26 protein-coding genes are annotated in these 26,178 nt (G+C 64.1%); 20 read left to right on the top strand and 6 right to left on the bottom strand.

What is annotated here, in order from left to right; genetic code table 11:
* The first annotated feature begins 111 nt into the window (after window positions 1-111).
* The 13 genes from flgB (at window position 112) to BI343_RS09375 (ending at window position 11,298) form a co-directional block, all read left to right on the top strand.
* A complete protein-coding gene (gene flgB / locus BI343_RS09315) occupies window positions 112-468 on the top strand; it encodes a flagellar basal body rod protein FlgB (protein WP_071109495.1) in 357 nt (118 codons plus the stop codon).
* A gap of 3 nt (window positions 469-471) precedes the next feature.
* Window positions 472-876, top strand: coding sequence for a flagellar basal body rod protein FlgC (flgC, locus tag BI343_RS09320; RefSeq protein ID WP_043626392.1), 405 nt, complete (start codon window positions 472-474; stop codon window positions 874-876).
* Window positions 873-1,562 (top strand): flagellar hook capping FlgD N-terminal domain-containing protein, encoded by a 690-nt coding sequence (locus tag BI343_RS09325; protein WP_071109496.1) that lies wholly within the window; start codon window positions 873-875, stop codon window positions 1,560-1,562. The genes flgC and BI343_RS09325 overlap by 4 nt, the downstream gene beginning before the upstream one ends.
* 20 nt (window positions 1,563-1,582) lie before the next feature.
* Complete coding sequence (locus BI343_RS09330; RefSeq protein ID WP_071109497.1) at window positions 1,583-2,767, top strand: flagellar hook protein FlgE; 1,185 nt, start codon at window positions 1,583-1,585, stop codon at window positions 2,765-2,767.
* Between the two features lie 4 nt (window positions 2,768-2,771).
* A complete protein-coding gene (locus BI343_RS09335; protein ID WP_071109498.1) occupies window positions 2,772-3,503 on the top strand; it encodes a flagellar basal body rod protein FlgF in 732 nt (243 codons plus the stop codon).
* 12 nt (window positions 3,504-3,515) lie between these two features.
* Complete coding sequence (gene flgG / locus BI343_RS09340; protein WP_071109499.1) at window positions 3,516-4,304, top strand: flagellar basal-body rod protein FlgG; 789 nt, start codon at window positions 3,516-3,518, stop codon at window positions 4,302-4,304.
* Window positions 4,301-4,954: a flagellar basal body L-ring protein FlgH gene (gene flgH / locus BI343_RS09345; RefSeq protein ID WP_071109500.1), complete on the top strand. Its 654-nt coding sequence runs from the start codon at window positions 4,301-4,303 to the stop codon at window positions 4,952-4,954. The genes flgG and flgH overlap by 4 nt, the downstream gene beginning before the upstream one ends.
* A gap of 8 nt (window positions 4,955-4,962) precedes the next feature.
* Window positions 4,963-6,069 (top strand): flagellar basal body P-ring protein FlgI, encoded by a 1,107-nt coding sequence (locus BI343_RS09350; RefSeq protein WP_071109501.1) that lies wholly within the window; start codon window positions 4,963-4,965, stop codon window positions 6,067-6,069.
* Between the two features lie 141 nt (window positions 6,070-6,210).
* Window positions 6,211-6,633, top strand: coding sequence for a rod-binding protein (locus BI343_RS09355; protein ID WP_071109502.1), 423 nt, complete (start codon window positions 6,211-6,213; stop codon window positions 6,631-6,633).
* Window positions 6,634-6,645: 12 nt separating this feature from the next.
* The gene (flgK, locus tag BI343_RS09360) at window positions 6,646-8,013 is read left to right on the top strand and encodes a flagellar hook-associated protein FlgK (protein WP_071109503.1); all 1,368 of its coding nucleotides are present in this window, start codon (window positions 6,646-6,648) and stop codon (window positions 8,011-8,013) included.
* Window positions 8,014-8,021: 8 nt separating this feature from the next.
* The gene (gene flgL / locus BI343_RS09365) at window positions 8,022-8,930 is read left to right on the top strand and encodes a flagellar hook-associated protein FlgL (RefSeq protein ID WP_071109504.1); all 909 of its coding nucleotides are present in this window, start codon (window positions 8,022-8,024) and stop codon (window positions 8,928-8,930) included.
* Window positions 8,931-8,934: 4 nt separating this feature from the next.
* Window positions 8,935-9,966 carry a hypothetical protein gene (locus BI343_RS09370; RefSeq protein ID WP_071109505.1) on the top strand — a complete coding sequence of 344 codons (1,032 nt, stop codon included), beginning with the start codon at window positions 8,935-8,937 and terminating at the stop codon, window positions 9,964-9,966.
* A gap of 117 nt (window positions 9,967-10,083) precedes the next feature.
* Window positions 10,084-11,298: a phospholipase D-like domain-containing protein gene (locus BI343_RS09375; protein ID WP_071109506.1), complete on the top strand. Its 1,215-nt coding sequence runs from the start codon at window positions 10,084-10,086 to the stop codon at window positions 11,296-11,298.
* A gap of 6 nt (window positions 11,299-11,304) precedes the next feature.
* Here the strand turns inward: BI343_RS09375 and BI343_RS09380 are convergent, their stop codons facing one another.
* Window positions 11,305-11,748, bottom strand: coding sequence for an Lrp/AsnC family transcriptional regulator (locus tag BI343_RS09380; protein ID WP_043626360.1), 444 nt, complete (start codon window positions 11,746-11,748; stop codon window positions 11,305-11,307).
* A gap of 314 nt (window positions 11,749-12,062) precedes the next feature.
* Between BI343_RS09380 and BI343_RS09385 the strand changes: the two genes are divergently transcribed.
* Window positions 12,063-12,671 carry a LysE family translocator gene (locus tag BI343_RS09385; protein ID WP_071109507.1) on the top strand — a complete coding sequence of 203 codons (609 nt, stop codon included), beginning with the start codon at window positions 12,063-12,065 and terminating at the stop codon, window positions 12,669-12,671.
* A gap of 42 nt (window positions 12,672-12,713) precedes the next feature.
* Here the strand turns inward: BI343_RS09385 and BI343_RS09390 are convergent, their stop codons facing one another.
* Window positions 12,714-14,795, bottom strand: a complete 2,082-nt coding sequence (locus tag BI343_RS09390; protein ID WP_071109508.1) for a methyl-accepting chemotaxis protein — start codon at window positions 14,793-14,795, stop codon at window positions 12,714-12,716.
* A 234-nt stretch (window positions 14,796-15,029) separates the two neighbouring features.
* Between BI343_RS09390 and BI343_RS09395 the strand changes: the two genes are divergently transcribed.
* Window positions 15,030-15,995: an IS5 family transposase gene (locus BI343_RS09395; RefSeq protein WP_083340712.1), complete on the top strand. Its 966-nt coding sequence runs from the start codon at window positions 15,030-15,032 to the stop codon at window positions 15,993-15,995.
* Between the two features lie 341 nt (window positions 15,996-16,336).
* On the opposite strand, the gene BI343_RS09400 is transcribed toward BI343_RS09395, so the two are convergent.
* From BI343_RS09400 to ppk2, 4 genes are all read right to left on the bottom strand, one after another.
* Complete coding sequence (locus BI343_RS09400) at window positions 16,337-17,302, bottom strand: IS5 family transposase (RefSeq protein ID WP_083340712.1); 966 nt, start codon at window positions 17,300-17,302, stop codon at window positions 16,337-16,339.
* A gap of 144 nt (window positions 17,303-17,446) precedes the next feature.
* Complete coding sequence (locus BI343_RS09405) at window positions 17,447-19,213, bottom strand: hybrid sensor histidine kinase/response regulator (RefSeq protein WP_071109509.1); 1,767 nt, start codon at window positions 19,211-19,213, stop codon at window positions 17,447-17,449.
* Window positions 19,210-19,758: a putative pterin-binding protein gene (locus tag BI343_RS09410; RefSeq protein WP_071109510.1), complete on the bottom strand. Its 549-nt coding sequence runs from the start codon at window positions 19,756-19,758 to the stop codon at window positions 19,210-19,212. Before BI343_RS09410 ends, BI343_RS09405 begins: the two co-directional genes overlap by 4 nt.
* Window positions 19,759-19,915: 157 nt before the next feature.
* Window positions 19,916-20,749: a polyphosphate kinase 2 gene (ppk2, locus tag BI343_RS09415; RefSeq protein ID WP_052246895.1), complete on the bottom strand. Its 834-nt coding sequence runs from the start codon at window positions 20,747-20,749 to the stop codon at window positions 19,916-19,918.
* Window positions 20,750-21,087: 338 nt separating this feature from the next.
* Here ppk2 and BI343_RS09420 point away from each other — a divergent pair, with 338 nt between their 5' ends.
* The 5 genes from BI343_RS09420 to BI343_RS09440 form a co-directional block, all read left to right on the top strand.
* Entirely contained in the window at window positions 21,088-21,786 is a 699-nt protein-coding gene (locus BI343_RS09420; protein WP_071109511.1) for an ABC transporter ATP-binding protein, read from the top strand.
* Window positions 21,783-23,159 carry an ABC transporter permease gene (locus BI343_RS09425; protein ID WP_071109512.1) on the top strand — a complete coding sequence of 459 codons (1,377 nt, stop codon included), beginning with the start codon at window positions 21,783-21,785 and terminating at the stop codon, window positions 23,157-23,159. The genes BI343_RS09420 and BI343_RS09425 overlap by 4 nt, the downstream gene beginning before the upstream one ends.
* 10 nt (window positions 23,160-23,169) lie before the next feature.
* Window positions 23,170-23,937 (top strand): outer membrane lipoprotein-sorting protein, encoded by a 768-nt coding sequence (locus BI343_RS09430; protein ID WP_139165692.1) that lies wholly within the window; start codon window positions 23,170-23,172, stop codon window positions 23,935-23,937.
* 3 nt (window positions 23,938-23,940) lie between these two features.
* Complete coding sequence (locus BI343_RS09435) at window positions 23,941-25,164, top strand: hypothetical protein (protein WP_071109514.1); 1,224 nt, start codon at window positions 23,941-23,943, stop codon at window positions 25,162-25,164.
* Window positions 25,165-25,173: 9 nt separating this feature from the next.
* On the top strand, window positions 25,174-26,178 hold a 1,005-nt coding region (locus tag BI343_RS09440), incomplete at its 3' end, for a sensor histidine kinase (RefSeq protein ID WP_071109515.1).

Consider the following 26,178-nt stretch of genomic DNA (forward strand, 5'->3'; position numbering starts at 1 on the left):
GTAATTGTTGCGTATACGATGCTGGATTCACTTATTAGTATCGCTTTCCAATTAAAGGGCTATTTGTAGCGAATAGCTTGAACATGGTAGTGAACTGATAGGGTCAAGGCAATGGGCTTACATCTGGACAAGGCCCTGAGCATCCATCCCGAGGCCTTGCGGCTGCGGGCGGAGCGGACCCGGGTGTTGGCGTCCAATATCGCCAACGAAAACACCCCGGGTTATCAGGCGCGCGATATCGATTTCAAGGCGGCGCTGGCATCGGCCGGCGCCGACTCCCCATTGGCGCTGGATGAAGGCGGCGATCTGCTGTACCGGCTGCCCAATCACCCGTCCCGCGACGGCAATACCGTCGAGCTGGGCGTGGAACAGGCCGAATTCTCCCAAAACGTTTCCGAATTCCAGACCAGCCTCACCTTCATCAATATGAAGCTGCACGGGCTGGCCAAAGTCATTGCGGGGCAATAGGCCATGTCATTTCGCGATATCTCGCGCATTGCCGGCTCGGCGATGACCGCGCAAACGGTGCGCCTGAATACGGTGGCCAGCAACCTGGCCAACGCCGATGCCGCTGCCGGCAACGAGCAGGCGGCCTATCACGGCCGCAAGCCGGTGTTCTCCAGCCAGATGATGGGCGAGGGCGTCGGCGTGCAGGTGCTGGATGTGGTGCATAACCCGGAGCCGGTGCGCAAGGCCCACGAGCCGGGCAATCCGCTGGCCGACGCCGACGGCAATGTCTACTACAGCAACGTCAACTCAGTGGAAGAAATGACCGACATGCTGTCCGCCAGCCGCGCCTTCCAGACCAATGTCGAAGTGCTGGCGCGAGTGAAAACCATGCAGCAGGACCTGCTGAAGCTGGGAGACAACGCATGAGCGTGAATCAGACGCAGTCGTCGCAACAGTCCCCGGGCGGCCAGGCCTCGTCCGCCGCGCCGCAAGTGGCGCCGGCCGCCGGCAAGAAGAATGATACCCAGGACATGTTCATGACCTTGTTGCTGGCGCAGATCCGCAACCAGAGTCCGCTGGACCCGGCCGATCCGTCGCAGTTCGTCAGCCAGTTGGCGCAGATGAACCAAGTGCAGTCGACTCAGGACATGGTCAAGCTGCTGCAAAGCCAGAGCGGCATGCTGCGCGAGCTGCAAGGACTGGCGCTGGGCGCGCAGGTGGGCAAGCCGGTGCTGGTGCAGACCGACCGCTTCCGCAGCGACGGCCAGACCGCCCTGTCCGGCCGCTTGACCCTGTCCGGCGCGGAGGAGGCCAATACTTTGATCCTGACCGACGCCGCCGGCCGGCGCACCCGCATCGAGCTGGGCAAGCGCGCCGCCGGCGCCAGCGACTTCCAGATCAAGCTGGCCGATCATGGCCTGGCGGCCGGCGATTATCAGCTGGAGCTGGCCACCGCTTCCGGCAGCGCCGGCTTGCTGGAACTGAAGGCCAACGTCAACGGCGTGCGCCTGCCGGTCAACGGCGGCGAACCGGTATTGTCGCTGGCCGGCTTGGGGGAATTCCCGTCGTCCTCCGTTTCCGCCCTGCTGGGTCTGCCCGGCGCTTCCGCTTAAAGTCCTGTTCGGAGAGTCCTATGAGTTTCGAAATCGCCCTGTCCGGCATCCACGCCGTCAACGATCAGCTCGGCAGCATCAGCGACAATATCGCCAACTCCGCCACTTACGGCTTCAAGTCCGGCCGCGTGACCTTCGCCTCCGCCTATGCAGGCAGCCAGGCCATGGGCGTCGATAGCCGCGGCAACAGCCAGAACATCGGCCGCAACGGCGGCCTGGTGAATACCGGCCGCGCGCTGGACGCCGCCATCGACGGCCGCGGTTTCTTCGTTTCCAAGAGCGCGGCCGGCACGGTCAGCTACAGCCGCGTCGGCATTTTCGATACCGACAAGGATGGCTATCTGATCGACGCCAACAAGGGACGCATCCAGGGTTTCGCCCGCTCGCCGGACAGTCCGGCGCTGGGGGCGCTGGGCGACATCCAGATCCCCACGGGCAATATTCCGGCCAAGGCCAGCGACGCGCTGCAGTACACCGGCAATATGTCGGCCGGCTGGGCGACGCAGACCATCCCGTTCGATAAAGGCAAGCCCCAGAGCTTCAACCACTCCAGCGTGTCCACTGTCTATGACTCCCTGGGCAACAAGCACAATCTGACCCAGTACTTCTGCAAGAGCTCGGACAGCACCGTTACCGTGCACTACGCGCTGGACGGCAAAGACCTGACGGCAAGCACCGATCTCAAATTCGACAGCAACGGCAAGCTGACCCAGCCGGCGGCCGCGGTGGCACTGGACCTGGGCACGCCGGCCAGCGCTTCGCCGCTGAAGCTGGCCGTCGATTACAGCGGCACCACCCAGTTTGCCGGCGAGGCCAGCACCAGCCGCAACGCCGCCACCGGCTATCCGCCTGGCGCGCGCACCGGCGTCAGCCTGGGCGAGCACGGCGAGGTGATCGTCAGCTACAGCAATGACCAGAAGCAAGTGATCGCGCAACTGGCCATCGCCAATTTCGCCAACGAGAACGCGCTGGCCGCTTCGTCGCAGACCAGCTGGCAAGAAACCGCCGAATCCGGCGCGGCCCTGTTGTCCACCGCCGGCAGCAGCATGGCCGGCAAGCTGGCCACCAGCTCGCTGGAGCAATCCAATGTCGACGTCACCTCGGAGCTGGTGACGCTGATGACCGCGCAACGCAACTATCAGGCCAACACCAAGGTGATCTCCACCGAAAACCAGGTGATGCAGGCGCTGATGCAGGCGGTGTAAGGCGATGGACGCGCTGATCTACACCGCGATGAGCGGCGCGGGCCGCTTGCTCAAATCGCAGCAAATTCATGCCAACAATCTGGCCAACGCCGAAACCGGCGGCTTCCGCGCCGACATCGACACCGCCGTCAGCCAGGCGGTGCCGGGCTACGGCTACGACGCCCGGCTGCTGAGCCAGAACGCGCCGACCGCGCTGGACACCCGCAACGGCACGGTGGTGGAAACCGGCCGCGATCTGGACGTGGCGCTGCAGGGCGATGGCTTCCTCGCCATCGCCGCGCCGGACGGCAGCGAGGCCTACACCCGCGCCGGCGGCATGGTGGCCGGCGCCGACGGCACGCTCAGCGTCAACGGCCATCCGGTGCTGGGCGACGGCGGGGCGATCCGCCTGCCGGAAGGCTATCTGAAGGTCAGCGTCGCCGCCGACGGCACCGTGTCGGTGCTGAATCCCGGCGATGCCGAGATGCAGCCGGTGGACAAACTGAAGCTGGTCAAGCCCGATGCGCGCGAGCTGGCCAAGAGCGCCGACGGCTTGATCGTGCCGCGGCAGGGCGCGCCGTTCCCGGCCGACGACAGCGTCACGGTGCAAAGCGGCCATCTGGAACGCAGCAATGTGTCCGCGGTGGAGGAAATGGTGGCCACCATGACGCTCAACCGCAATTTCGAAATGCAAATGAAGCTGTTCAACGCCGCCAGCGACATGAACGAGGCGGGCAACCGCCTGCTGCGCGGCTGATAGGAGAGTTCGATGAACCCGGCACTGTGGATCAGCAAAACCGGCATCCAGGCGCAGGACGCGCGCCTGACCGCCATTGCCAACAACCTGGCCAACGTCAACACCAAAGGCTTCAAACGCGACCGCATGGTGTTCGAGGACATGTTCTACCAAGTGGACCGCCAGCCAGGCAGCAAGGTGGACGACAACAATCTGTCGCCGTCCGGCGTGCAGCTGGGCAACGGCACGCGCTTGGTGGGCAGCCAGAAGGTGTTCACCGAAGGCAACCTGACCACCACCAACCAGACGCTGGACGTGGCCATCGTCGGCCAGGGTTTTCTGCAGGTGAAGATGAGCAACGGCGAAACCGGCTACACCCGCGCCGGCGAGCTGCAGCTGAACGCGGACGGCCTGGTGGTCAACGCCCAGGGCCTGCCGCTGGAGCCGGAAATCAAGATTCCGGCCACCGCCACCAAGATTTCCATCAGCGAAACCGGCGTGGTGTCGGTGACCGAGGGCAGCGCCACCACGCCCACCGACGTCGGCCAGATCACGCTGGCCAACTTCGTCAACCCTACCGGCTTGTTGGCGCTGGGCGACAATCTGTTCCAGGAAACCGCCGCCAGCGGCAATGCCACCACCGGCAACCCCGGCGCCGATGCGCTGGGCAAGCTGAAGCAGGGCAGCCTGGAAGGCTCCAATGTGCAGGTGGTGGAGGAAATGGTGGACATGATCGCGGCGCAGCGCACTTATGAAATGAACACCAAGGTGTTGAGCGCGGCCGACAATATGCTGCAGCAACTGGGCCAGTCGGTGCGATGAGCCGGCTCAGCCCATTTGCGCTCGCCGCGCTGCTGCTGGCCGGCTGCGCCCAGTTCCAGCCGGCGCCGCCGCCGCCGGATCCGCTGCCCGAGCTGGTGCGGCAGTCCGCCGAGGCGCCGCGCGGCGGCGGCGTGTTCACCGCAGGCGGCACGCTGTCGCTGATCTCGGATAACCGCGCTTTCCGCCCCGGCGACATCCTGACCGTGGTGCTGGAAGAAACCACCCAGGCCAGCAAGCAGGCCGGCACCACTTTCGGCAAACAATCCGGCGCCAAGATCGGCCCGTCGCTGATCGGCAACACCACCTTCAACGCCCAGGTGGGCATAGACGCCAATCGCAATTTCAACGGCTCGTCCACCTCCACCCAGCAGAACGCGCTGGCCGGCTCGCTGACCGTGGTGGTGCATAAGGTGCTGCCGAATGGCCTGCTGCAGGTCAAGGGCGAGAAGCAGCTGACGCTGAACCAGGGCGAGGAGTCTTTGCAGCTGGCCGGCTATGTGCGGGTGGAGGACATCGACACCGACAACCGCGTGTCCTCGCTGCGCATCGCCAACGCCCGCATCGGCTATTCCGGCAGCGGCGCGCTGGCCGACGCCAATAATCCCGGCTGGCTGATGAAGTTCTTCACCAGTCCGCTGATGCCGTTCTAGGGCTATCGATGAGATTGACACTTTTGAAGCGCCTGATCGTCGCCGCCAGCCTGGCGGCGTTGTCGCTTGCCGCCGCCGCCCAGCCGCTGCGCCAACTGGTCAATGTGGAAGGCATACGCGACAACCAATTGATAGGCTACGGCATCGTGGTGGGCCTGGACGGCACCGGCGACAACTCGCAGGTGAAGTTCTCCGGCCAGTCCGTGGCCAATATGCTGAAGCAGTTCGGCTTGAAAATGCCGGAAAAGACCGACACCCGCGTCAAGAACGTGGCGGCGGTGATGGTCAGCGCCAGTCTGCCGCCCGGCTACAGCCGCGGCCAGACCATAGACGTGACGGTGTCGTCGCTGGGCGACGCCAAGAGCCTGCGCGGCGGCACCTTGCTGTTGACGCAGCTGAAGGCGGCCAACGGCGAGGTGTACGCCCTGGCCCAGGGCAGCGTGGTGGTCGGCGGCCTGTCGGCGCAGGGCAAGAGCGGCTCCAGCGTCACCGTCAACACGCCCACCGCCGGCCGCATTCCCAACGGCGCCAGCATAGAGCGCGAGATTCCCAGCGATTTCGAACAGGGCGATTCGGTGCGGCTCAGCCTGCGCCGCCCTAGCTTCGAAACCGCCACCAATGTGGTGAAAACCATCAACCGCAGCTACGGCAAGATCGCCAGCACCCGCAATGCCACCACCATAGAAGTGCGGGCGCCGCAGGACCCGACCGAGCGCGTGGCCTTCGTCGCGCGGCTGGAAAAACTCAATGTGGACGTGGGCCAGGAGATTCCGCGAGTGGTGTTCAATTCGCGCACCGGCACCGTGGTGATCAGCGAGGGCGTCACCGTGCGGCCGGCTGCGGTATCGCACGGCAGCTTGCGCGTGGTGATCTCCGAGTCGTCCCAGGTCAGCCAGCCCGGGCCGTTCAGCAACGGCGACACCAAGGTGGTGCCCAATTCCAGCGTGCAGGTGGAGCAAGGCCAGGGACGCATGTTCAAGTGGCCGGCCGGCGCCAGCCTGCGCGCCATCATCGATACCGTCAACCGCACCGGCGCCACGCCGGACGACGTGATGGCCATCCTGCAGGCGCTGGATCAGGCCGGGGCGATAGATGGCGAGTTGGTGGTGATATAAAAGCTCGCGTTTGCAGCTTGTGAATCCGCTTCGCGAGGGCGGGCTTGAAGGGACTGGGCGCGACGAAGACGCATGGCTTGCGGACCAGGCATGCCTCTATGGCAAGCAAATACTATGAACAGTTTCTATGGAGAGTCTGCGATGCTGAACAATGACTTGCAAAACCCGTCGGCGCAAGGCGGAGCCGAGCAGCCTGTCTCGCCGGCCAGCCCGGAATACCGCAAGAAAGCCGAAAAAGCCGCCGAGATGTTCGAGGCGCAGTTCGTGCGCGAGATGTTCAAGCAGATGCGCAAGACCACGCGCGAAGTGGCCGGCGAGGACAGCGTGTTCGCCAAGTCCGTCAACGACGACATGCTGGACATCGCCGACGGCGCGCTGGCGGACCAGCTGGCCGGCAAGCGCGCTTTCGGGATCGCCAACCTGATCCTGGCGCAGCTGCTGCCGGCTGACGGGAATATTCCCCTTAAGAACCCGGACCAGGCCGTCGCCAGTCTGCAGCAGGGGCGCGACGCCGGCCAGGGTTTGGCGGCTTTCTCCGCGCCGATGTTTCCACTTTCCAAGTGATGACCGCCCACGATGCGCATGATCGATAACGCGCTGACCGGCGCGCAGGCCGCCCAGGTCGCGCTCAATACGGCCAGCCAGAACATCGCCAACCAGCAGACGCCCGGCTACTCGCGCCAGGGCGTGGTACTGGCCACGCAAACGCCGGGACTTGGCGATCCCAATAGCGCCGGCTATGGCGTGTCGGTGGCCAGCGTGCGCCGCTTCAGCGACGACTACAAGAATCTACAGCAATGGCAGGCCGGCTCCCATGTCGGCGCCCTGTCTGCCGCCCAGCCTTACTTCAGCCAGCTGGAAAAGGTGATGGGTAGCGACGGCAGCAGCCTGTCCGCCGGCTTCGACAAGTTCTTCGCCGCGCTCAACGCCGCCAGCCTGGATTCCAATACCATGCGCGACCAGGTGGTGCGGGAAGCCGGTTCGCTGGCGCAGCGCTTCAACAATCTGTACGGCGTGCTGACCTCGCAGCAGGCGGCCATCGCCGAACAACGCTCCGCCACGCTAACCCAGATCAACAGCGCCACCGCCAATCTGGCGACGCTGAACCAGAAACTGATCGCGGCGCGGGCGCAGGGCATCAATACCTCCGGCCTGGAGGACGAGCGCGACCGGCAGATCGACGCGCTGGCGTCCCTGGTGGAAGTGCGGGTCGTGGCGCAGCCGGACGGCGGAAAGTCCATTTCGTTGACCAACGGCCTGCCGCTGGTGTCCGGCGACAGCGCCGCCGCCCTGTCCAGCGAGGCGCAGCCGGATGGCAGCCAGCAGCTGAAGCTGGCCTTCGGCACCGAGAAATACGCCATGCCCGGCGGCGATCTGGGCGGCCAGCTGGGCGGACTCAACCAGTTCGAGGTCCAGGTATTGCGGCCGGCGCAGGACCAGGTGCGAGTGCTGGCCGGCGAACTGGCCGGCCGCGTCAACGGCCAGCTGGCCAAGGGCTACGACATGAATGGCCAGAGCGGCAAGCCGCTGTTCCAGTTCGACCCCGGCGCGGCGCACGGCTTGTTGCAAACCACCGGCATCGGCGCGGCGGATCTGGGCTTTTCCGCCGATCCGGCCAAGCCCGGCAACAACGACAATCTGCAGCAGATCCTGGCGATCCGGCAGCAGCGCTTCGCCTTGTCCGGCATTGGCCAGGTGACGCTGGGCGACGCGTACTCGCAGATGATCGGCCACCTGGCCATCGCCAGCCAGCAGAACAAATCTGGCCTGGACACCGCCAATGTGATACGCGCCGAGTCGGAAAAAAACTGGCAGGGCACGTCCGGCGTCAACGGCGACGAAGAAGCGGTGAGCTTGATCGAATTCCAGAAGATGTACCAGGCCAATATGAAGGTGATTTCGGTGGCGAACCAGCTGTTCGAAAGCACCTTGGCCATCCTGTAAGGACGAGAATGCGTATCTCCAGCAACCAGTACCAGTCCGTCGTGCTGCTGGCCATGCAGAACAGCAGTTCCGGCATGGCCGAGCTTCTGCAGAAGATGTCCAGCGGCAAGAGCATGCTGGCGCCGTCGGAAAACCCGATCGCCAGCGTGCGCCTGCTGCGGCTGCAGCGCGAAGAGGCTGCGTTGTCCCAGTACCGCGACAATATCGGCGCGCTGAAGTCCCGGCTCAGCCAGAATGAAACGCTGCTGGGCGGCATCAGCGCCAATCTGCGCGACGCGCGCGACATCCTGGTGGCGGCGGCCAATCCCGCGCCGGCCGAAGACCTGAAGGCGATGGCGTCGCCCTTGGTCAGCCTGCGCGACAGCATCCTGTTCGCCGCCAACACCAAGGACAGCGAGGGGCGTTATTTGTTCTCCGGCAGCGCCGTCAACAGCGCGGCCATCAAATTCGACGCCAGCCAGGCAGCCGGCAGCCGCTACAGCTTCAGCGGCAACACCGATCGCCAGCAGGTCACGGTGGGCGAGGGCGTCACCCAGGCATCCAACGTCACGCTGGAGTCCATGCCGGCGCTGCTCAACCAATTGGACAAGGCGATCGCCACGCTGCAAAGCCCGACGCTGGACAGCAAGGACCCGGCGGTGGGCGCGGCCGTGCGCGCCACCATGGACAGCGTGGACAGCGCCTTGTCCAGCGTCAGCGGCAGCATTTCCGAGCTGGGCGGCGCGCAGAACGTGCTGCAGACCCTGGACGGCAACCACAATAGCCTGAGCCTGGCCAATCAACAGAGCCTGCTGGAGCTGGGCGGTCTGGACTACGGCACCGCGTATATGAATATGGGTCAGTTGTCGATGGCGCTGCAGGCCAGTCAGAAAGCCTACGGCAAGGTCAGCCAGCTGACGCTGTTCAATGTGATCTGACGCCATGCCCGCCACACTCGGTTCCATTTCCCATTCGCCGGCTGACAAGCGCTGGAGCAAGGACGGCGCGCCGATCGCGGCCGCCGCGCGCAACGGCGTCGTCGCTTCCCGCGCCGCCTTGGCCAGCGCCCGTCCGCAGACGGGCGGGGCTTCCGGTTGGCGCTACAGCACCCAGCTGAACGAACAGCTGACGTCGGCGCAGTGCGCGCTGGACTACGTGGAAGACATGCTGAGCCAGCTGCAAGGCTTCAAGGACAGCCTGAGCCAGCAACTGACGCAGCGCCGTCTGGATACTGAAGGCTTGAATGCCCAGCGCGACGCATTAGGCCAGGCATGGCAGCGCCGCCGGAATGACAGCGCCGGCAGCCTGGACAGCCAGCTGCGCCTGTCGCTGGGCGCGCCGGCGCGGCAGCGTTTCGTCGCGCGCGGACTGGACTTGGACAGCCTGACCTCCGGCCAGCCGGAAACGCTGGTTTTTTCGGTCGGCGGCGGGGCACCCGCCGCGGTGCGCGTCGGCGAGGGCATCCGGCGAGACGAGGCATTGCGCGGCTTGAACCAGGCTTTGGGGCCGGCCGGCGTGCGTTGCGAACTCGATGACTATGGGCGGCTGGGCTTCAGCTGCAGCGAGCGGGACTGGGACAGCCTGCAAGGCGCGCTGACCGTGCGCGGCGGGGGTGTGCGTTTCCCAGGCGGCGTGCCGCAGCCGCTGGCGCTGGAGGCCGAGGCTCCTGCGATCGATGCCTCGCGCTGGCGGACGGACGATCACGCCCAGGTGCGCCTGGCCTTGCAGGACGTGCTGCGCGCCATCGCCCGGCTGCAGCAAACGCATTCGGCGATTGACGGCGCCATCGCCGAGGCCCGGCAATCGATCAGCCAGCTGTCGCGCACGGAAGAGCAAAGCTGGGCCAGCGGTTTCGTCAGCGACTTCAATGCCCGGCTCAACCAAACCGCCGATTTCAACCATCTGCAGCAACTGGTGCCGGCGCTGCTGGGCATCAGCCGCTACCGGGTGCTGGCGCTGCTTTCGCTTCGTTAACAGGCCGCAGCGGGTCTGTCTTGATGGCTGCCTTTGGGGGCAGCCTTTTTTCATGTCGGGTACATACTCGCTTAACATGGCCATGTCATGATCTGAGATTTTCCGAAGGAAGCCCTCATGTCCAAACGCTGGTGGCCGCTGGCCCTGGCCATGGCAGCCTCGCTGGCCCGCGCCGATTTCTCCATTTCCGGTTTCGAACTGGTGCATACCGCGCCGCAACATGCGCATCTGGATACACCCGATCTGCGCGACCCGGCCACGGTGTGGAGCCATTTGTTCGACGCTGCCAAGCGCGAAATTGTGTTGGAACAGTTCTATGTGGCCGGGCACGATGGCGGCAAGCTGGATCAGGTGATCGATCATCTGGACGCCGCCGGCCGCCGCGGCGTGAAGATCCGCTTTCTGATGGAAAAGAAGGGCATGTTCGCCAGCGAAGCCTCCACCATAGAACGGCTGAAGCGCATCCCCAATCTGGAATACCGCCAGCTGGACTACAACCAGCTGACCGGCAACGGCATCATCCACGCCAAGTTCATCGTGGTGGACGGGCAGTCCGCTTATGTCGGCAGCCAGAACTTCGACTGGCGCTCGCTGCAGCATATCCATGAAACCGGGCTCAAAGTCGATGACGCGGCGATGGCCGGCCGCATGCAGGCCATCTTCGAGCAGGATTGGGCGGCGCAGGCGACGCTTGCCGCCGGCGGAAAGGTCAAGCCGCTGCGGACGGCGGAGCAAGCTGCTGACTTGTCGCAGCCCGCGGCGCTGCTGGCCAGCCCCAACGCCTACAATCCGGACGGCGTCGGCGATTCCGAAGAAGCGCTGCCGCGGCTGATGGCGGAGGCGAAGCGCGAGGTGCGCATCCAGCTGCTGGATTACGCGCCGCTCAGCTTCGGCAAGCCGCGCAGTTACTATCCGATGTTCGACAACGCCATCCGCGGCGCGCTGGCGCGCGGCGTCAAGGTCAAGCTGATGGTGTCGGACTGGAATCTGGAAAAGCCGGGCGTGGACTACTTGAAGAGCCTGGTGGTGCTGCCCGGCATGGAGGTTCGCGTGGTGGCCATTCCGCGCGATGGCACCTGCATCCCGTTCGCCCGCGTCATCCACAGCAAAACCATGGCGATAGACGGCAAGATCGCCTGGGTGGGCACCAGCAACTGGAGCGGCGGCTATATGGACAAATCGCGCAATCTGGAAGTGGTGCTGCGCAACGAGGCGATGGCGCAACGCATCGCCGCCTTGCACGACCAAACCTGGTCTTCGCCGTACGCCGCGCCGCTGGATGTCAGCCGCGCATACCAAGCGCCGGACAAGGCCTGCCGCCAGGCAGGCTAAGGCCGCTCAGCGCGGCGGCCGCACCGGCCGCTCTGCCAGCGGCGTGGACAGAATGATGGAGGTGCGGGTTTCGCCCAGGTCGTTCAGCTGCGCCACCAGCATTTCCAGATGGGACACGTCGCGCGCCAAGAGCCTGAATACGTAGGAGTCCACGCCGGTCACATGGTGGCATTCCATCACCTCCGGCATGGCCTCCAGCCGCGCGAGCAGGGTTTTCTTGTCTGGCTGCGGCACGGTGATGCCCACCAGCGCCGACAGCGCGTAACCGGCGCGCAGCGGCGCCACCCGCGCGTGATAGCCCTGGATTACGCCGGCTTCCTCCAGCCGCTTGACCCGTTCCGACACCGCCGGCACCGACAGGCCCACCGCCTGCGCCAGCTCGGTCAGCGATTGCCGGGCGTTGGCCTGCAGAGCGGTCAATATCGCCCAGGATTTGGCATCGACTTCCATTCGTAAACGCTTTCCCGCTTTTGATGACGTTTTTGAAGGTTAGCATGGTTGATGGCCGAAAAAACCTCATGGGCCGCCACGCTCCGCGCAGGCAGACTAGGGGCTGTTGACGTTTGGTGAGTGGATCGCATTTGAGCTTCGCCAAACCCGCAGGGCCGGGCGCTTTTCGCGCCGACTCTTCGTTGTTCCGCGCTGGCAGAGAATGAAATGCGGCGCGCGAAACGCCTCGATTCGTCGTAAAACGCATCCCGGCGCGACCGCCCACCAAACGTCAACAGCCCCTAGCAGCATCGCAAATACGAAAGGAGGCGGCAATGTTTTGGCAGGCGGCTTGGATAGGCATCGCCATCGCGGCGCCGGTGGGACCGATAGGTTTGCTGTGCATCAGCCGCACCCTGCGCGGCGGTCCGCGGCTGGGGCTGGCCACCGGCCTGGGCGCGGCGAGCGCCGATGGTTTGTTCGCGCTCTCTGGCGCATGGGGAAGCGGTTTCGCCATGCAGCTCGCCGGAGCCTTGGCCCGGCCGCTGGGGTGGGCGGCTTGCCTGCTGCTGGCTTGGCTTGGCATCGCCACCTTGCGCCGGCCCGCCGCAGAAGGACGGGATGACGCGGAACGGCATCTGGGCAAGGCCTACCTCAGCGCCTTGTTGCTAACGCTGGGCAACCCGATGACGATATTGTCTTTCGCCGCGGTCGCCGCCGCTTTGTCCGGCGGTTTGCGCCTTGACGCCGCGCGGCAACTGGAAATCGTGGCGGGCGTGTTTTGCGGTTCGGCCATGTGGTGGCTGCTGCTGTCCTATGGCGGCGGCGCGCTTTTGCTGAGGCTGGGGCCACGCGGCCGGCGCGGGTTGGACTTTGCCTGCGGCCTTGTCTTATTGGGCTTCGCCATCGGTTTGGCGCTGCGCATGGCGGGGCGAGGGCAATGAAAAAGCCCGGCCAGGCCGGGCTCCCAAAGCAGCGGGCGTCGATTACAACTTGAAGTGCCCCACCAGTTGCTCCAGTTCGCTGGATAGCTCGCGCAGGCGGCTGACGGCATCGCTGACTTCGCGCACGGTCTGGTTATTGCTTTGCGCCATGCCGCTGATGCGCTCCACATTCTGGGCGATTTCCTGGCTGGCGCTGGATTGCTGGCGGGTGGCCGTGGCGATGTCGACAATGCTGGCCACTAGCTGGCGATTGTAATTCTGCACTTCGCGCATGGCCTGATTGGCTTCTTCGGCGATGCCGACGCTGAGATCGACCTGCTGGCTGCTGTTCTGAACGTCCCCCACCGCCTGGCGCGTTTCGCTGCTGATCGCTTCGACGATGCGAGTGATCTGCACCGTGGCCTCGGCGGTGCGGCCGGCCAGGTTGCGCACTTCGTCCGCCACCACGGCGAAGCCGCGGCCCATTTCACCGGCCCGCGCCGCTTCGATGGCCGCGTTCAGGGCCAGCAGATTGGTCTGGTCGGCGATGTCCTTGATCACGCCGACGATGGTGGTGACCTCATTGGAGCGGTTGCCCAGGCCGCTCATGCGGTCGGCCAGCGCGTGCATGGTGTCGGTCATGCGCTGGATTTCGCCGGTGACGCGGTTGACCTTGGCCACGCTCTGTTCGGTCAGTTCGCCGGTTTCGCGGGCGATGCTGCCGGCCTGCTGCGCGGTGTCGGCGATGTGCTGGGCGCCGACGGTGACCTGCTGCACGCTGGCGGCGCTGGCGGAGGCGGCATCGGATTGCTGGGTGGACGCGTCATGCACCTGATTGGCGGAATGGCTGAGCTGGCTAGCGGCGGCCGAAACCTGGCGGCTTTGCTCCCGCACCTGGATGAACATGTCGCGCAGACTGTCCAGGAAGCGGTTGAAGGCATAGGCGGTGCGGCCGATCTCGTCGCGGTTGGCGATGGCGATGCGCGAGGTCAGATCGCCGCCGCCGTTGGCCAGTTGCTCCATGGTTTCCGCCAGTTTGATCAGCGGTTTGGTCAGCGTGCGGATCACCACGGTCAGCAACAGCAGGATCAGCGCCAGCGCCGCCACGCCAATGGCGATGGCCGCGAACATCGAGCGCCGGGCCTCGGCAGTGATGGCGGCGGTGGGAATGCTGATGCCGATGGACCAGAACTGGCCGGTTTCGCCGACGCGTATGGGGTGGAAGAAATGGGTGAATCCCCCGTCCTCATAGACGAAGTCGCTGCCTTTTTTAATGTCGGGCAGGTGGGCGAACAGCGGATCTTCCTTGGCCACCGGCTTGCCCAACAGCTCGGCCTGGGGATTGACGACATAGATGCCGCCTTCGGACACGATGCGGACGAAGCCGGTTTCGCGCGGGTGGATGGGGCCAAAGCGTTTTTGCAGCTGGTCCAGGGCCAGGTCGGTGGCCGAAACGCCGCTCATCTTGCCGCTGGCGTCCTTCATGACCACGGCCAGGGAACTCTCCAGCACCTTTTTGCCTTGCACCTCGTAGGGGTAGGGCTCGGTGATGGTGTCGCGTCCGCGTTGCTTGGGCACGTAGTAGAAATCGCCCCAACCCGGCTTTTCGTAATCCGGTTGATAGGCTTCAGGATGTTCCTTGTATTTGGGAAATTGCTTGACGCGGTCGCTGTCCACCATCACGTCCATCTGCGCCTTGCCCTGAGCATTGCGGGTAATGTAGGGCTGATAGCGGCCGGATGGGTCATGGCGCGGCCAGTCGAAGCGGAAAGCGTTGTCGTTGCCGTCGAAAGCGTTAGGCTCCCACAGCATCCATAGCCCGATGGATTGCGGCGCGTTGTCCAGCAATTGCATGATCATCGCGTCGGTCTGCTTGCGGTCCGGTTTGCCGGTGCGGCGTATGCCCTCGATGGCGCCGGCCAGGTGTTTGGGCAGTTGAAAGCCGCGGTCGAAATCGCTTTCGGCATCCTTGGCGTAGCTGGCGGCTTGCTCCGTTGCCAGCTGGTAACCGTTGTCGATGGCTTCGTTGTAATTGAGCTTGGCGATCAGCGTGATCATCACCGCGAACGCTACCGTGATGGCGGCTGCCGCGACCAGGATGATGCGGATGCCCAGGTGGCCCCATTTCTGCTGCGTCTGACTCATGACCATTACCTGCTAAACCATATGTTGTTCGGGGGCTGCGATGGGCTATAAGAGTGGCTAACAAAACTCCTGATGCGGCGTCGCGCCGACTTGCCGTACTCAAGTACTGCCTGCGTCGGCGCGCCTTGAATCAGCCGTGAAACTGATTTTTGTTAGCCGCTCTAAGGAAGGTCTGAACAAGTCTCCAATCTTCCCGTAAACTGACTCCCCCTCAGTCAGATCCAGGACGCCAGCATGCGACAGCAGATGACCTTCACCGATCTCGAACTCGCCGCTAAGAAGAAGCGCACCCGCCGCGAAATCTTTCTGACAGAGATGGATCAGGTCATGCCTTGGGCGCAGCTCGAAGCCGTCATCGATCCAGTGTATCCCAAGCCTGGCAACGGTCGCCGCCCCTACCCGTTGTCCGCCATGCTGCGCGTCTACTGCCTGCAGCACTGGTACAGCCTGTCCGATCCCGCCATGGAAGAAAGCCTGTACGAGATCGCCTCCATGCGCCAGTTCGCCGGCCTCTCCCTGGACGCCGTCCCGGACGAAACCACCCTGCTGAACTTCCGCCATCTGCTGGAAAAGCACCAGCTGACCCACGCTCTGTTTACCGCCATCCACCAGCATCTCTGCGACAAAGGGCTGATGTTGAAGCAAGGCACCATCGTCGATGCCACCCTGATCCACGCGCCCAGCTCCACCAAAAACGCTCAGGGCGAGCGCGATCCGGACATGCATCAAACCAAGAAGGGCAATCAGTGGTACTTCGGCATGAAGGCCCATATCGGCGTCGACGCCCAGTCCGGCTTGGTGCATCACGTGGCCGGCACCCCCGCCAATGTGGCGGATGTCACGATGGTCGATCAGTTGTTGCACGGCGAGGAAATCGATGTGTTTGGCGACGCCGGCTTTGCTGGCGTGCACAAGCGAGCCGAACACCAATCGCGAGCGGTGCGTTGGTGGATTGCGATGAGGCCCGGCCAGCGCAAAGCGCTGACCGATTCAGCCGACGACCGGCAGATCCAGCTGGGCGAAATGGTCAAAGCCAAGATTCGGGCCAAAGTGGAGCATCCGTTTCGGGTCATCAAGCAGCAGTTTGGCTACCTGAAAACACGCTACCGCGGTTTGAAGAAGAACACCGCGCAACTGATGACGCTGTTTGGGCTGGCCAACATCTGGCTGGCGCGAAAGGCCTTGCTGGCGGCGAGTTAAAAGGCCGGATGACCGGAAGCACCCGGTCATCCTCATGGCGGGCGATCTGGAATTGGTGGGTGAAATGCAACCGAAGCCCCGCGAGAAATTGCATTTCTGTTTGCGTGGCAGGTTGTTCAGACCTTCCCTAAGTAGTTCTTCTTATTTGGTTTAAATATACCGGTATCCGCTTTTTATCGGCAATCCCTTTGAGAAAAGCGGAAAGACGGTTAGGGAAGGTCTGAACAACCTGCCACGCAAACAGAAATGCAATTTCTCGCGGGGGCTTCGGTTGCATTAGACCTACCAATTCTAGATCGCGCGCCATGAGGATGACCGGATGCTTCCGGCCATCCGCCCTTTCAACTCGCCGCCAGCAAGGCCTTTCGCGCCAGCCAGATGTTGGCCAGCCCAAACAGCGTCATCAGTTGCGCGGTATTCTTCTTCAAGCCGCGGTAGCGTGTTTTCAGGTAGCCAAACTGCTGCTTGATGACCCGAAACGGATGCTCCACTTTGGCCCGAATCTTGGCTTTGACCATTTCGCCCAGCTGGATCTGCCGGTCGTCGGCTGAATCGGTCAGCGCTTTGCGCTGGCCGGGCCTCATCGCAATCCACCAACGCACCGCTCGCGATTGGTGTTCGGCTCGCTTGTGCACGCCAGCAAAGCCGGCGTCGCCAAACACATCGATTTCCTCGCCGTGCAACAACTGATCGACCATCGTGACATCCGCCACATTGGCGGGGGTGCCGGCCACGTGATGCACCAAGCCGGACTGGGCGTCGACGCCGATATGGGCCTTCATGCCGAAGTACCACTGATTGCCCTTCTTGGTTTGATGCATGTCCGGATCGCGCTCGCCCTGAGCGTTTTTGGTGGAGCTGGGCGCGTGGATCAGGGTGGCATCGACGATGGTGCCTTGCTTCAACATCAGCCCTTTGTCGCAGAGATGCTGGTGGATGGCGGTAAACAGAGCGTGGGTCAGCTGGTGCTTTTCCAGCAGATGGCGGAAGTTCAGCAGGGTGGTTTCGTCCGGGACGGCGTCCAGGGAGAGGCCGGCGAACTGGCGCATGGAGGCGATCTCGTACAGGCTTTCTTCCATGGCGGGATCGGACAGGCTGTACCAGTGCTGCAGGCAGTAGACGCGCAGCATGGCGGACAACGGGTAGGGGCGGCGACCGTTGCCAGGCTTGGGATACACTGGATCGATGACGGCTTCGAGCTGCGCCCAAGGCATGACCTGATCCATCTCTGTCAGAAAGATTTCGCGGCGGGTGCGCTTCTTCTTAGCGGCGAGTTCGAGATCGGTGAAGGTCATCTGCTGTCGCATGCTGGCGTCCTGGATCTGACTGAGGGGGAGTCAGTTTACGGGAAGATTGGAGACTTGTTCAGACCTTCCTTAGGAATTTCACGATAGACCAAGATTGGCCTCATGCCTGGCTTGGCCGCGCGGCGAAGGGTGGGCTTGGACACTTCAGGCTGTCCGGGCGGCCCCCTGTCGGGCTGAGGGCAGATAGAGCGCCAGCAGTTTCTGCAGTTGGCCAAAGTTGAACGGCTTTTCCAGTTTGCCGGTGAGCAGCGTGTGGCGTGGATCGGAGAACTCCTGCTTGAACGCGGTCATGCCGATGACTGGCGTTTTCAGGTTGGTCAGCGCTTGCCGCGCCGCCTCGGCCACTTCGTAGCCGCTGGCGTTGCCGACCTGCAGATCGAGCAGCAGCAAGTGGTAGCGCTGCGACAGCACTCTTTCAATGGCCGCCGGCACCGTGGCCACGGTATCGACGGCATAGCCCTTGGCCTCCAGCAAAGCTTGGTAGGACTCGCGGATTTGGTCGTCGTCGTCGAGCAGCAGGATGCGTCCCGGCTGCGGCTCCGCCTCTTCAAGCTCGGCCATGCTTGCCGCCTCCAAGGCGGGCAACAGCAGCCGGAAGCAACTGCCGGCGCCTACTTGGCTGGAAACCTTGATGGTGCCGCCGAACAGCATGACCAGCTCGTGGACGATGGCCAGGCCCAGGCCGCTGCTGCCGGGGCGGCGGTTCTTGCCGCGGGCGAAAGGCCGAAACAATTGGGCTTTGATTTCATCCGGAATGCCGACGCCGGTATCCCGAACCCATATTTCCAGTTGCCGCGATGAGTAGCGCAGGGTCAGCTCGATCTGGCCGTGGTCGGTGTAGCGTATGGCATTGGACAGCAGGTTCCAGACGATTTGCCGCAGCCGATGGCCGTCCAGCCACAATGCCGGGAGGGCCGGACAGTCTATGCGCAGGCTCAGGCCCTTGGCCTCGGCATGGCTTCTATGCGCCAGCTCTACGGTTTCGATCAGCGCGGCGACGTCGGTGGCTGCCGGCTCCAGCGTCAGTTGATGGTTTTTCAGCGCCGAGATGTCCATGATGTCGCGCACTTGCTCCAGCAAGTGCTCGGTGCTGTGCTTCAGTCGGGCGAGGTAGCCATAGCCCGGCGTGTCGGGCTGCACGCTGTACTCCAGCAGTTCGACGCAAGTCTGTATGCTTTGCAGGGGCGAGCGGATTTCATGGCTGATGGTGGCGAGGAAGGTGTCGCGCGCCAGTTCGCTTTGCACCAGCGCCGCGCGCGCCGCCTGCTCGCGCTCCAGGATCTGCTGCTGCTGAGAGGCCTGGCGCTTGATTTTGCCGAAGCGGTGCATCACTACCCAGAACAGGCAGAGAAAGCCCAGCCAGCAGGTCAAACCCAGCAGATACATGGTCTGATGGTTTTCCATCAGCCTCATCTGCTGCACCATCTCGCTGTTTTCTCGCTGCCGGGCCTGGACGGCGAAGTCCGCCAATTGCGAACGCAGCTGCGCCAAGTCCTGGGACAATTGCTGAGCGTCTTGCCGGCTCCATTGCCGCTGCGGACGCTCGAACACGCCGGCCAGCGCTGCCCGCAGTTCCGGGAAGCCGGGCACCGCCGCCAGGATGGCATTGGCGGCGGACGGCTGCGAGTACATGCGGTATTTGCTGACGGCGATGGCGTAGCTGCTGTCCACCTCCTGTCGGGGAATCTGTCCGGCCTGGTAGCGCCAGGCGTCCATTTCCACGCGGTTCAGCGATAGCTGCAGCTGCGCCACCATCCAGTACAAATCGCTGGCCTTGTCTGGAATCGGCCGCTTGATCACCGATGAGTACAGCGCTGCGGAAATCAGCAAGGTGGCGCACAGCGATATCGCCATGATGGCGCGGCCATAGCCTAACAGCTCGCTCAGCGAGAAGCGTTTGGCGAGGCTCATCTCACCTCCATGCGGGTGACCTGCCAAATCAGCTTGGAGGTGAACGTGCCGCCGGTTTCGTCAGACGGCATCGTCGGAATCGGGTACATCACCCAGAACGGGCCGTAGTTTTCCAGCTGCAGCGGTTTGCCGTTCCAGCGCCAGGCCAGAATCACGTCGTAGCGGCTGAAATCGGCAATCGGCACGGTGATGCTGTAATCGTCAGCGCCGTAGAACTTGACTTGCGTGCCGCGGGCGCCTGCCTTGGCCAGCAGATCGCGCAGCAGCGGCCCGCTGAACGTGCCCTTGGGCGTCCAATCGGTGGCTGTGGTGATATTGCGCTGCGGCATGCTGGCCAGGCTGGGCAAGCTGATGGTGTAGGTTTTGCTGCCGGGATCGGTGAAGTGGCCGATATCGCCGCTGATGGTCAGCGCGGGGGAGAGTCTGTCTGCCGCCACGCCGCCAGCGCCCGGCGTGCCAGCCAGGACGGCCGATAGCAGAGCGGCTGCCGGACGGAAGCGGTATGGCGCGCCGCTGACGCGACGACAAGCAGGGTCAGGATTCATGGGCAAGGGCATGCGGAATGGACGAAAGAAAGCGCCGGGACGGAGATAAGGCCCTGACGCTTGCTTGGGTTATTTTATGCCATTGACGATTCATACGGCAATGCACATATGTCCAGTATCTTGCCCGGTCCGTTAGAAAGGCCAGGCCCCGCGCCGATCACGCGCCTATCATTTCCCCGGGATCGCCCACGATCAGGGGATCCGGCGCGTGGGCGACGCGCGCGTCCTTGCCCGGATAGTCCAGCCGCGACAGGAAATGGCGGATGCAGTTGAGGCGGGCGCGTTTCTTGTCGTCCGACTTCACCACCGTCCAGGGCGCGTCTCCGGTGTGGGTATGGAAGAACATCGCCTGCTTGGCTGCGGTGTAGTCGTCCCATTTATCCAGCGACTGTATGTCTATCGGAGACAGTTTCCAGTGTTTCAGCGGATCGTCGCGGCGCGAGATGAAACGGCGCAGCTGCTCCTCGCGGCTGACCGAGAACCAGTACTTGAACAAGCGGATGCCGCTATTGACCAGCATGCGCTCCAGCTGCGGCGCCTGGCGCATGAACTCCAGATATTCCACCGGCGAGCAGAAGCCCATCACGCGCTCCACGCCGGCGCGGTTGTACCAGGAACGGTCGAAAAACACGATTTCGCCTGCGCTGGGCAGGTGGGCGATGTAGCGCTGGAAATACCATTGGCTGCGCTCCTGCTCGCTGGGTTTTTCCAGCGCCACCACGCGCGCGCCGCGTGGATTCAGGTGCTCCATATAACGCTTGATGGTGCCGCCCTTGCCCGCGGCGTCGCGCCCCTCGAACAGGATGACGATTTTCTGTCCGCTCTCCTTGACCCAGCTTTGCACTTTCAGCAGCTCGATCTGCAGTTCCTGCTTCACCCGCTCGTATTCCGGGCGGCGCATCCGCGTATGGTAGGGGTAGCCGGGCGGCAGCTCGGCCGTGGTGCTGTCCTCGTTGCTGCCATGCGGCGCGCGGGCAACCTGCTGCGCCATCGGTTGCTGGCTGATCTCCTCGATGGTCTGCACCGATTCCGCATGCACGCGCTGCACATTGCGCTCGCGCGCGCTTTGCCGGCGCTTGGGGGCAGGGGCGGTTTCCGGCGCCTCGTTTTCCAGCGTTTGCGTGGTCTTGTTCTGGTCTTGCGTCATCTTTCGCTTACTCCATGAAGAGGGCATGGTTTAAATCGTACGCCGCATGCAGGCGCATGTCATGCGCTTGGCGACGGCGGGGCGCATTTCGCGCCGCGTTGCCGCATTTTGTCGCAGGCCGCGGCAGGCGGCGCTGCGGCTGTTTACAGTACAAACATTCCCATTGACCCAGGAGAGCGCAGATGTGGACCGTGGAGATGCATGGCGTTTGCAAGCATTACCAGTTGGATCAGATCACGGTGCCGGCGCTGCAGGATGTGGCGCTGGCCATCCGTCCCGGCGGTTTCACCGTATTGGCCGGTCCGTCCGGCAGCGGCAAGACCACATTGCTGAACCTGATAGGCGGCGTGGATAGACCGGACGCAGGCTCCATCTTGGTGGCAGGGCAGGACATCGTTCACCTGGGCGACGACGCGCTCAGCGATTTCCGCGCCCGCCATATCGGTTTCATCTTCCAGAACTTCAACCTGCTGCCGGTGCTGTCGGCATACGAGAACGTGGAGTATCCGTTGATCTTGAACCGGGTGCCGGCGCCGGAGCGCAAGAGCCGGGTGATGGAGCTGCTCGACGCGGTGGGACTGTCGGACAAGGCGCGCAACCGGCCAGGCCAGCTGTCCGGCGGCCAGCGCCAACGCGTGGCCATCGCCCGCGCGCTGGCGCATCGGCCTTCGCTGGTGCTGGCGGACGAACCCACCGCCAATCTGGACAGCCAGACCGGCGCGGCCATTCTGGCCTTGCTGCGCGATTTGCAGCGACAGTACCAGCTGACCGTGGTGTTCTCCTCGCATGATCCTCAGGTAATCGCCGCCGCGGACGACCGCTACCATGTGCGCGACGGCCGCGTCAGCCACCAGCGGCAAATCGAAAAGGAAATCGCATGAGCACCGTCAAATTGGCCTGGCGCAATCTCTTGCGCAACCGCCGCCGCACCCTGGCCACGCTGGGCACCATGGTGGCGGGCGTGGTGGCCCTGCTGCTGTTCGGCGGCTACAACCGCACCGTGCAGTACGGCCTGCAAACCAGCTTTGTGCGCGGCATGGGCCATCTGCAAATCCAGCAGAAGGATTTTTTCCTGTATGGCAGCGGCAATCCTGCCGCTTACGGCATCCGCGATTACCAGCGCGTGATCCGCGTGGTGGAGAACGATCCGATCTTGAAACCCATGCTGACGGTGGCCACGCCCACGCTGTCGCTGGGCGGCATCGCCGGCCATTACGCCGCAGGCGCGTCGCGCACCGTCTTCGCCCAGGGCAGCGAGGTGGACGGGCAGAACCGCATGCGGCAGTGGGACGACTACCATTTCGGCATCCCGGGCAAGCCGACGGCGCTGACCGACAGCGCGCCCGATGCGGCGGTGATAGGCAAGGGCCTGGCGCGGGTGCTGCAGCTGTGCGGAGCGCTGAAAGTGGAGCATTGTTCGCCGCCGCCGAAGCAAGACAAGAGCGGCGAAAGCATGCCGGCGGATCTCGCCGCGCTGTCCGCCTCCACGCCGCAGCCAAAGGCCGACGGCAGCATCGAGCTGCTGGCCGCCACCGCCAGCGGCGCGCCCAATGTGGCTAGGCTGCAGGTGGTGAAGGCGCAGAGCATGGGGGTGAAGGAGCTGGACGATATGTTCGTCAGCCTGCATCTGGCCCAGGCGCAGCGGCTGGTGTATGGCTCGGACGAGCCGCGCGTCACCGCCATCGCGCTGCAGCTTCGGCACACCGCGCAAATTCCGGCGGCGCGCGCGCGGCTGGCTCAGCTGTTCGCCACCTCGCTGAAGGATCAGCCGCTGGCGGCGTATGACTTCAGCGAGCTGCAGCCGCAATACGGCCAGATCACCGGCATGTTCGGCACCATCTTCGGTTTCCTGTCCATCCTGATCGGCTGCGTCTCGCTGTTCACCATCGCCAACACCATGAATATGGTGGTGATGGAGCGAACGGTGGAGATCGGCACGTTGCGGGCCATGGGTCTGCGCCGCGGCGGCATCCAGCGCCTGTTCCTGTGCGAGGGCGTGATGCTGGGCGGCTTGGGCAGCGTCTGCGGCATCGCCTTGTCCTTGCTGCTGGCGGCGTTGATCAATCACGCCGGGCTGACCTGGCTGCCGCCGGGGCAGGTGGATCCGTCGCCCATTTATGTCCGGCTGTGGGGCGAGAACGGCATGATGCTGGCCACCGCGCTGGGGTTGATGCTGATGGCCACCTTGTCCGCCTGGTGGCCGGCGCGCCGCGCCGCCCGCGCCGTGATCGTGGACGCGCTGCGCCATGCTTGAGGAAAAGAAGATGAAAACGACGCTGATGACCCTGACTTTTGCCCTGGCCGCTCCGTTCGCGCTGGCCGCGCCGGACGCGCAGACCATACTGGCGGGCAGCGATGCGGTGCGCAATCCGGACAAGCCGTTCGGCCTGATCGTCTCGCTGGTCAGCTACAAGGACGGCCAAGAGAACGAGCGCAGCGCGCTGGCGGTGTATTCGCGCGCCGATAAGAACAGCGGCCAGTTTCGCAGCCTGCTGCGTTTCGTCAGCCCGGCGCGCGACGCCGGCAAACTGATGCTGAAAAACGGCAACGATCTATGGTTTTACGACCCGGCCAGCAAGGCCAGCGTGCCGATCTCGCCGCAACAGCGCCTGTTGGGCCAGGCTTCCAACGGCGACGTGGTGACGGTGAATCTGGCGCTGGACTATACCGCCAAGCTGGACGGAGAGGAGGACATCCAGGATGGCGACCGCCAGAGCCAGCATTGCTACAAACTGCATCTGTCGGCCCGCAACGGCGGCGTCACTTATCACGCCATCGACCTGTGGCTGGACAAGGACGGCTATCGCAGCCGCAAGGCCAAGTTCTACTCGGAGAGCGGCAGCCTGCTGAAAACCGCCTATTACCGCGGATATCGGCAGGTGTTGGGCCGCGAGCGGCCCACCGAGACCGTGATCATCGACGGCCTGAACCCCAAGTGGGTGACGGTGATGCGCAACAGCGACTTCGCCTGGCGCGAGGTGCCGGAGGCCTGGCTGCAGCGCGACTACCTGCCGCGCTTCAGGGCGGAGTGAGCGATGCGCGCCTGGTTGATGCTGTCTTTGGCGGCGCTGTCGGCGGCAGCCTGGGCCGATGACGACGCGGCGGCGCTGCAGCTGGCGGACCAAACGCCGGCGATGAGCGACAAGCCGCGCGACCTGAAGCTGCTGTTCGAATCCGCCGCCATCGTCAATCAAGCGATGCCGGACGCGCAGCGGCTGTCCTTCGACCTGCGCTGGGATGGCCGCCTGAACGCGGACTGGCGCGGCGTGTTCTCGGACCGGCTGGATCAGCGTTTCGACAATTCGCTCTCGCGCAGCCATGGCGTCAATACGCTGCGCGAGGCCTATCTGAGCCGCGCCTTCGGCAGTGAGAGCATTTTTGACATCGGCCGCGTCAACACCCGATACGGCGTCGGCGTGGGCTATAACCCGACCGACTTTCTGGGCGAGGGCACGGTGCGCTCGGTGGTGTCGGCAGACCAGGAAAGCCTGCGCGAAAACCGGCTGGGCAACGCCATGCTGCGCTGGCAAAAATTGTGGGATAGCGCCTCGCTGACCGCGATCTGGTCGCCCAAGCTGGCGGACGCGCCTAGCGGCAACGGCCTGAGCGCGGACTGGGGCGCGAGCAACCCCAGGGAGCGGATGTTGCTGGCTTTCAGTTGTCAATTTTCCGAAAGCTGGAACCCGCAATGGCTAGCGTTCCGCCAGCAGGGCGGCTCGCCGCAGCTCGGATTCAATCTCAGCCATGTGCTGACCGACTCCACCGTCGCCTACGTCGAATGGGCCGGCGGAAAGACAAAGAGCGATTGGCGGCGCTGGCTGGGTGAGGAGGCTGGCGGCTGGCGCAACCGGCTGGCGCTGGGCAGCACCTGGACCGGCGCCAACAAGCTGAGCTTGACGCTCGAGGGCCAGTACGATGGCGCGGCGCCGGAGGCGGCCGAGTGGGACCGTCTGCGGCAAAGCCTGTTCTATGGGTCTTATCGCCAGAGCATGGCAAACTCGACCTCGCTGTTGACGCGGCGGGCGGCCCTGTTGCGCGCCAGCTGGCAGGACGCGCTGGTGGACAGCCTGGACCTGACCGCGATGCGGCAGACCAGCCTGGTGGACCATAGCGGCATGAACTGGGCGGAGGCGCGCTACCATTGGCCCCATGTCGATCTGGCCTTGCAGTGGCAGCGATTCGACGGCGGAGCGCTGACGCAGTATGGCGCGGCGATGCCGCAGCAGAGTTGGCAGCTGGTGTTTGATTATTTTTATTGAGGCCTAATCATGAATGCATTCCAGCGCTGGTCCGGCGTACTTCAGGAGTTTGCCCTCTGCAGCGGCATCAACCTGGCCATCGCTTTGTTCTTTTCCTCGTTGGGCGGCTGGGGCCGGCTGTACGACAATGTGCTGATTTCGTTTTGCATAGGCTACAGCTGCTGGTTGAGCGGCAGCGTGCTGGGCGGCTGGTTCAAGCTGAATCGCGCCCTGGTCTATGTCTTGGTGCTGCTGTTCAGCGTGCCGTTCGGCTTCAAGCTGGCGGCCTGGCTGGGCGCATTCGATGTGTTGGCGCTAGCTTTGCGCGTGCCTGAGCGCGCGTATCTGTTTCTCGTGCCGACCTTGCTGGTGGCGATGTTCGCCATGACGCTGAGCCTGCTGTACTACCGTTCTCAGGCGCTGGCGGGCGAACTGGAGGCCACGCGCCGGCGCGAGGCGGAAAGCCGCGAAGCGCAGACGGCGGCGCAACTGGCCATGTTGCAGGCGCAGATCGAGCCGCATTTCCTGTTCAACACCCTGGCCAATGTGCAAAGCCTGATCGAGACCGATCCGCCGCGCGCGAGCCGCATGCTCGGCTATTTGAATACCTATTTGCGAGGCAGCCTGGCGCGCAGCCGCAGCGCAAGCGGCACGCTGGGCCAGGAACTGGACATGGTGGGCGCGCTATTGGACATCGCCGCCATCCGCATGGGCGAGCGGCTGCGAGTCAGCGTGGAGGTGGCGGAGGAGCTGAAGGCGCTGCCGCTGCCGCCCTTGCTGCTGCAGCCTCTGGTGGAGAATGCGCTGAAGCATGGGCTGGAACCCAGCGTGGCCGGCGGCGAAATCGTCATCCGCGCCGAGCGGCAGGATGGTTCGCTCCACTTGCTGGTGCGCGACAGCGGGGTAGGCATCGCCGAAGCGGCGCCGGCCGGGGTCGGGCTGGCCAATATCCGCGAGCGGCTGGCTGCCCTGTACGGCCCGGCGGCGCAGCTGCGCTTGTCGCCGGAACAGCCGCGCGGCGTGCTGGCCGAGCTG

This window comes from Chromobacterium amazonense (assembly GCF_001855565.1).
In the GTDB taxonomy this organism is placed as follows: Bacteria; Pseudomonadota; Gammaproteobacteria; order Burkholderiales; family Chromobacteriaceae; genus Chromobacterium; species Chromobacterium amazonense.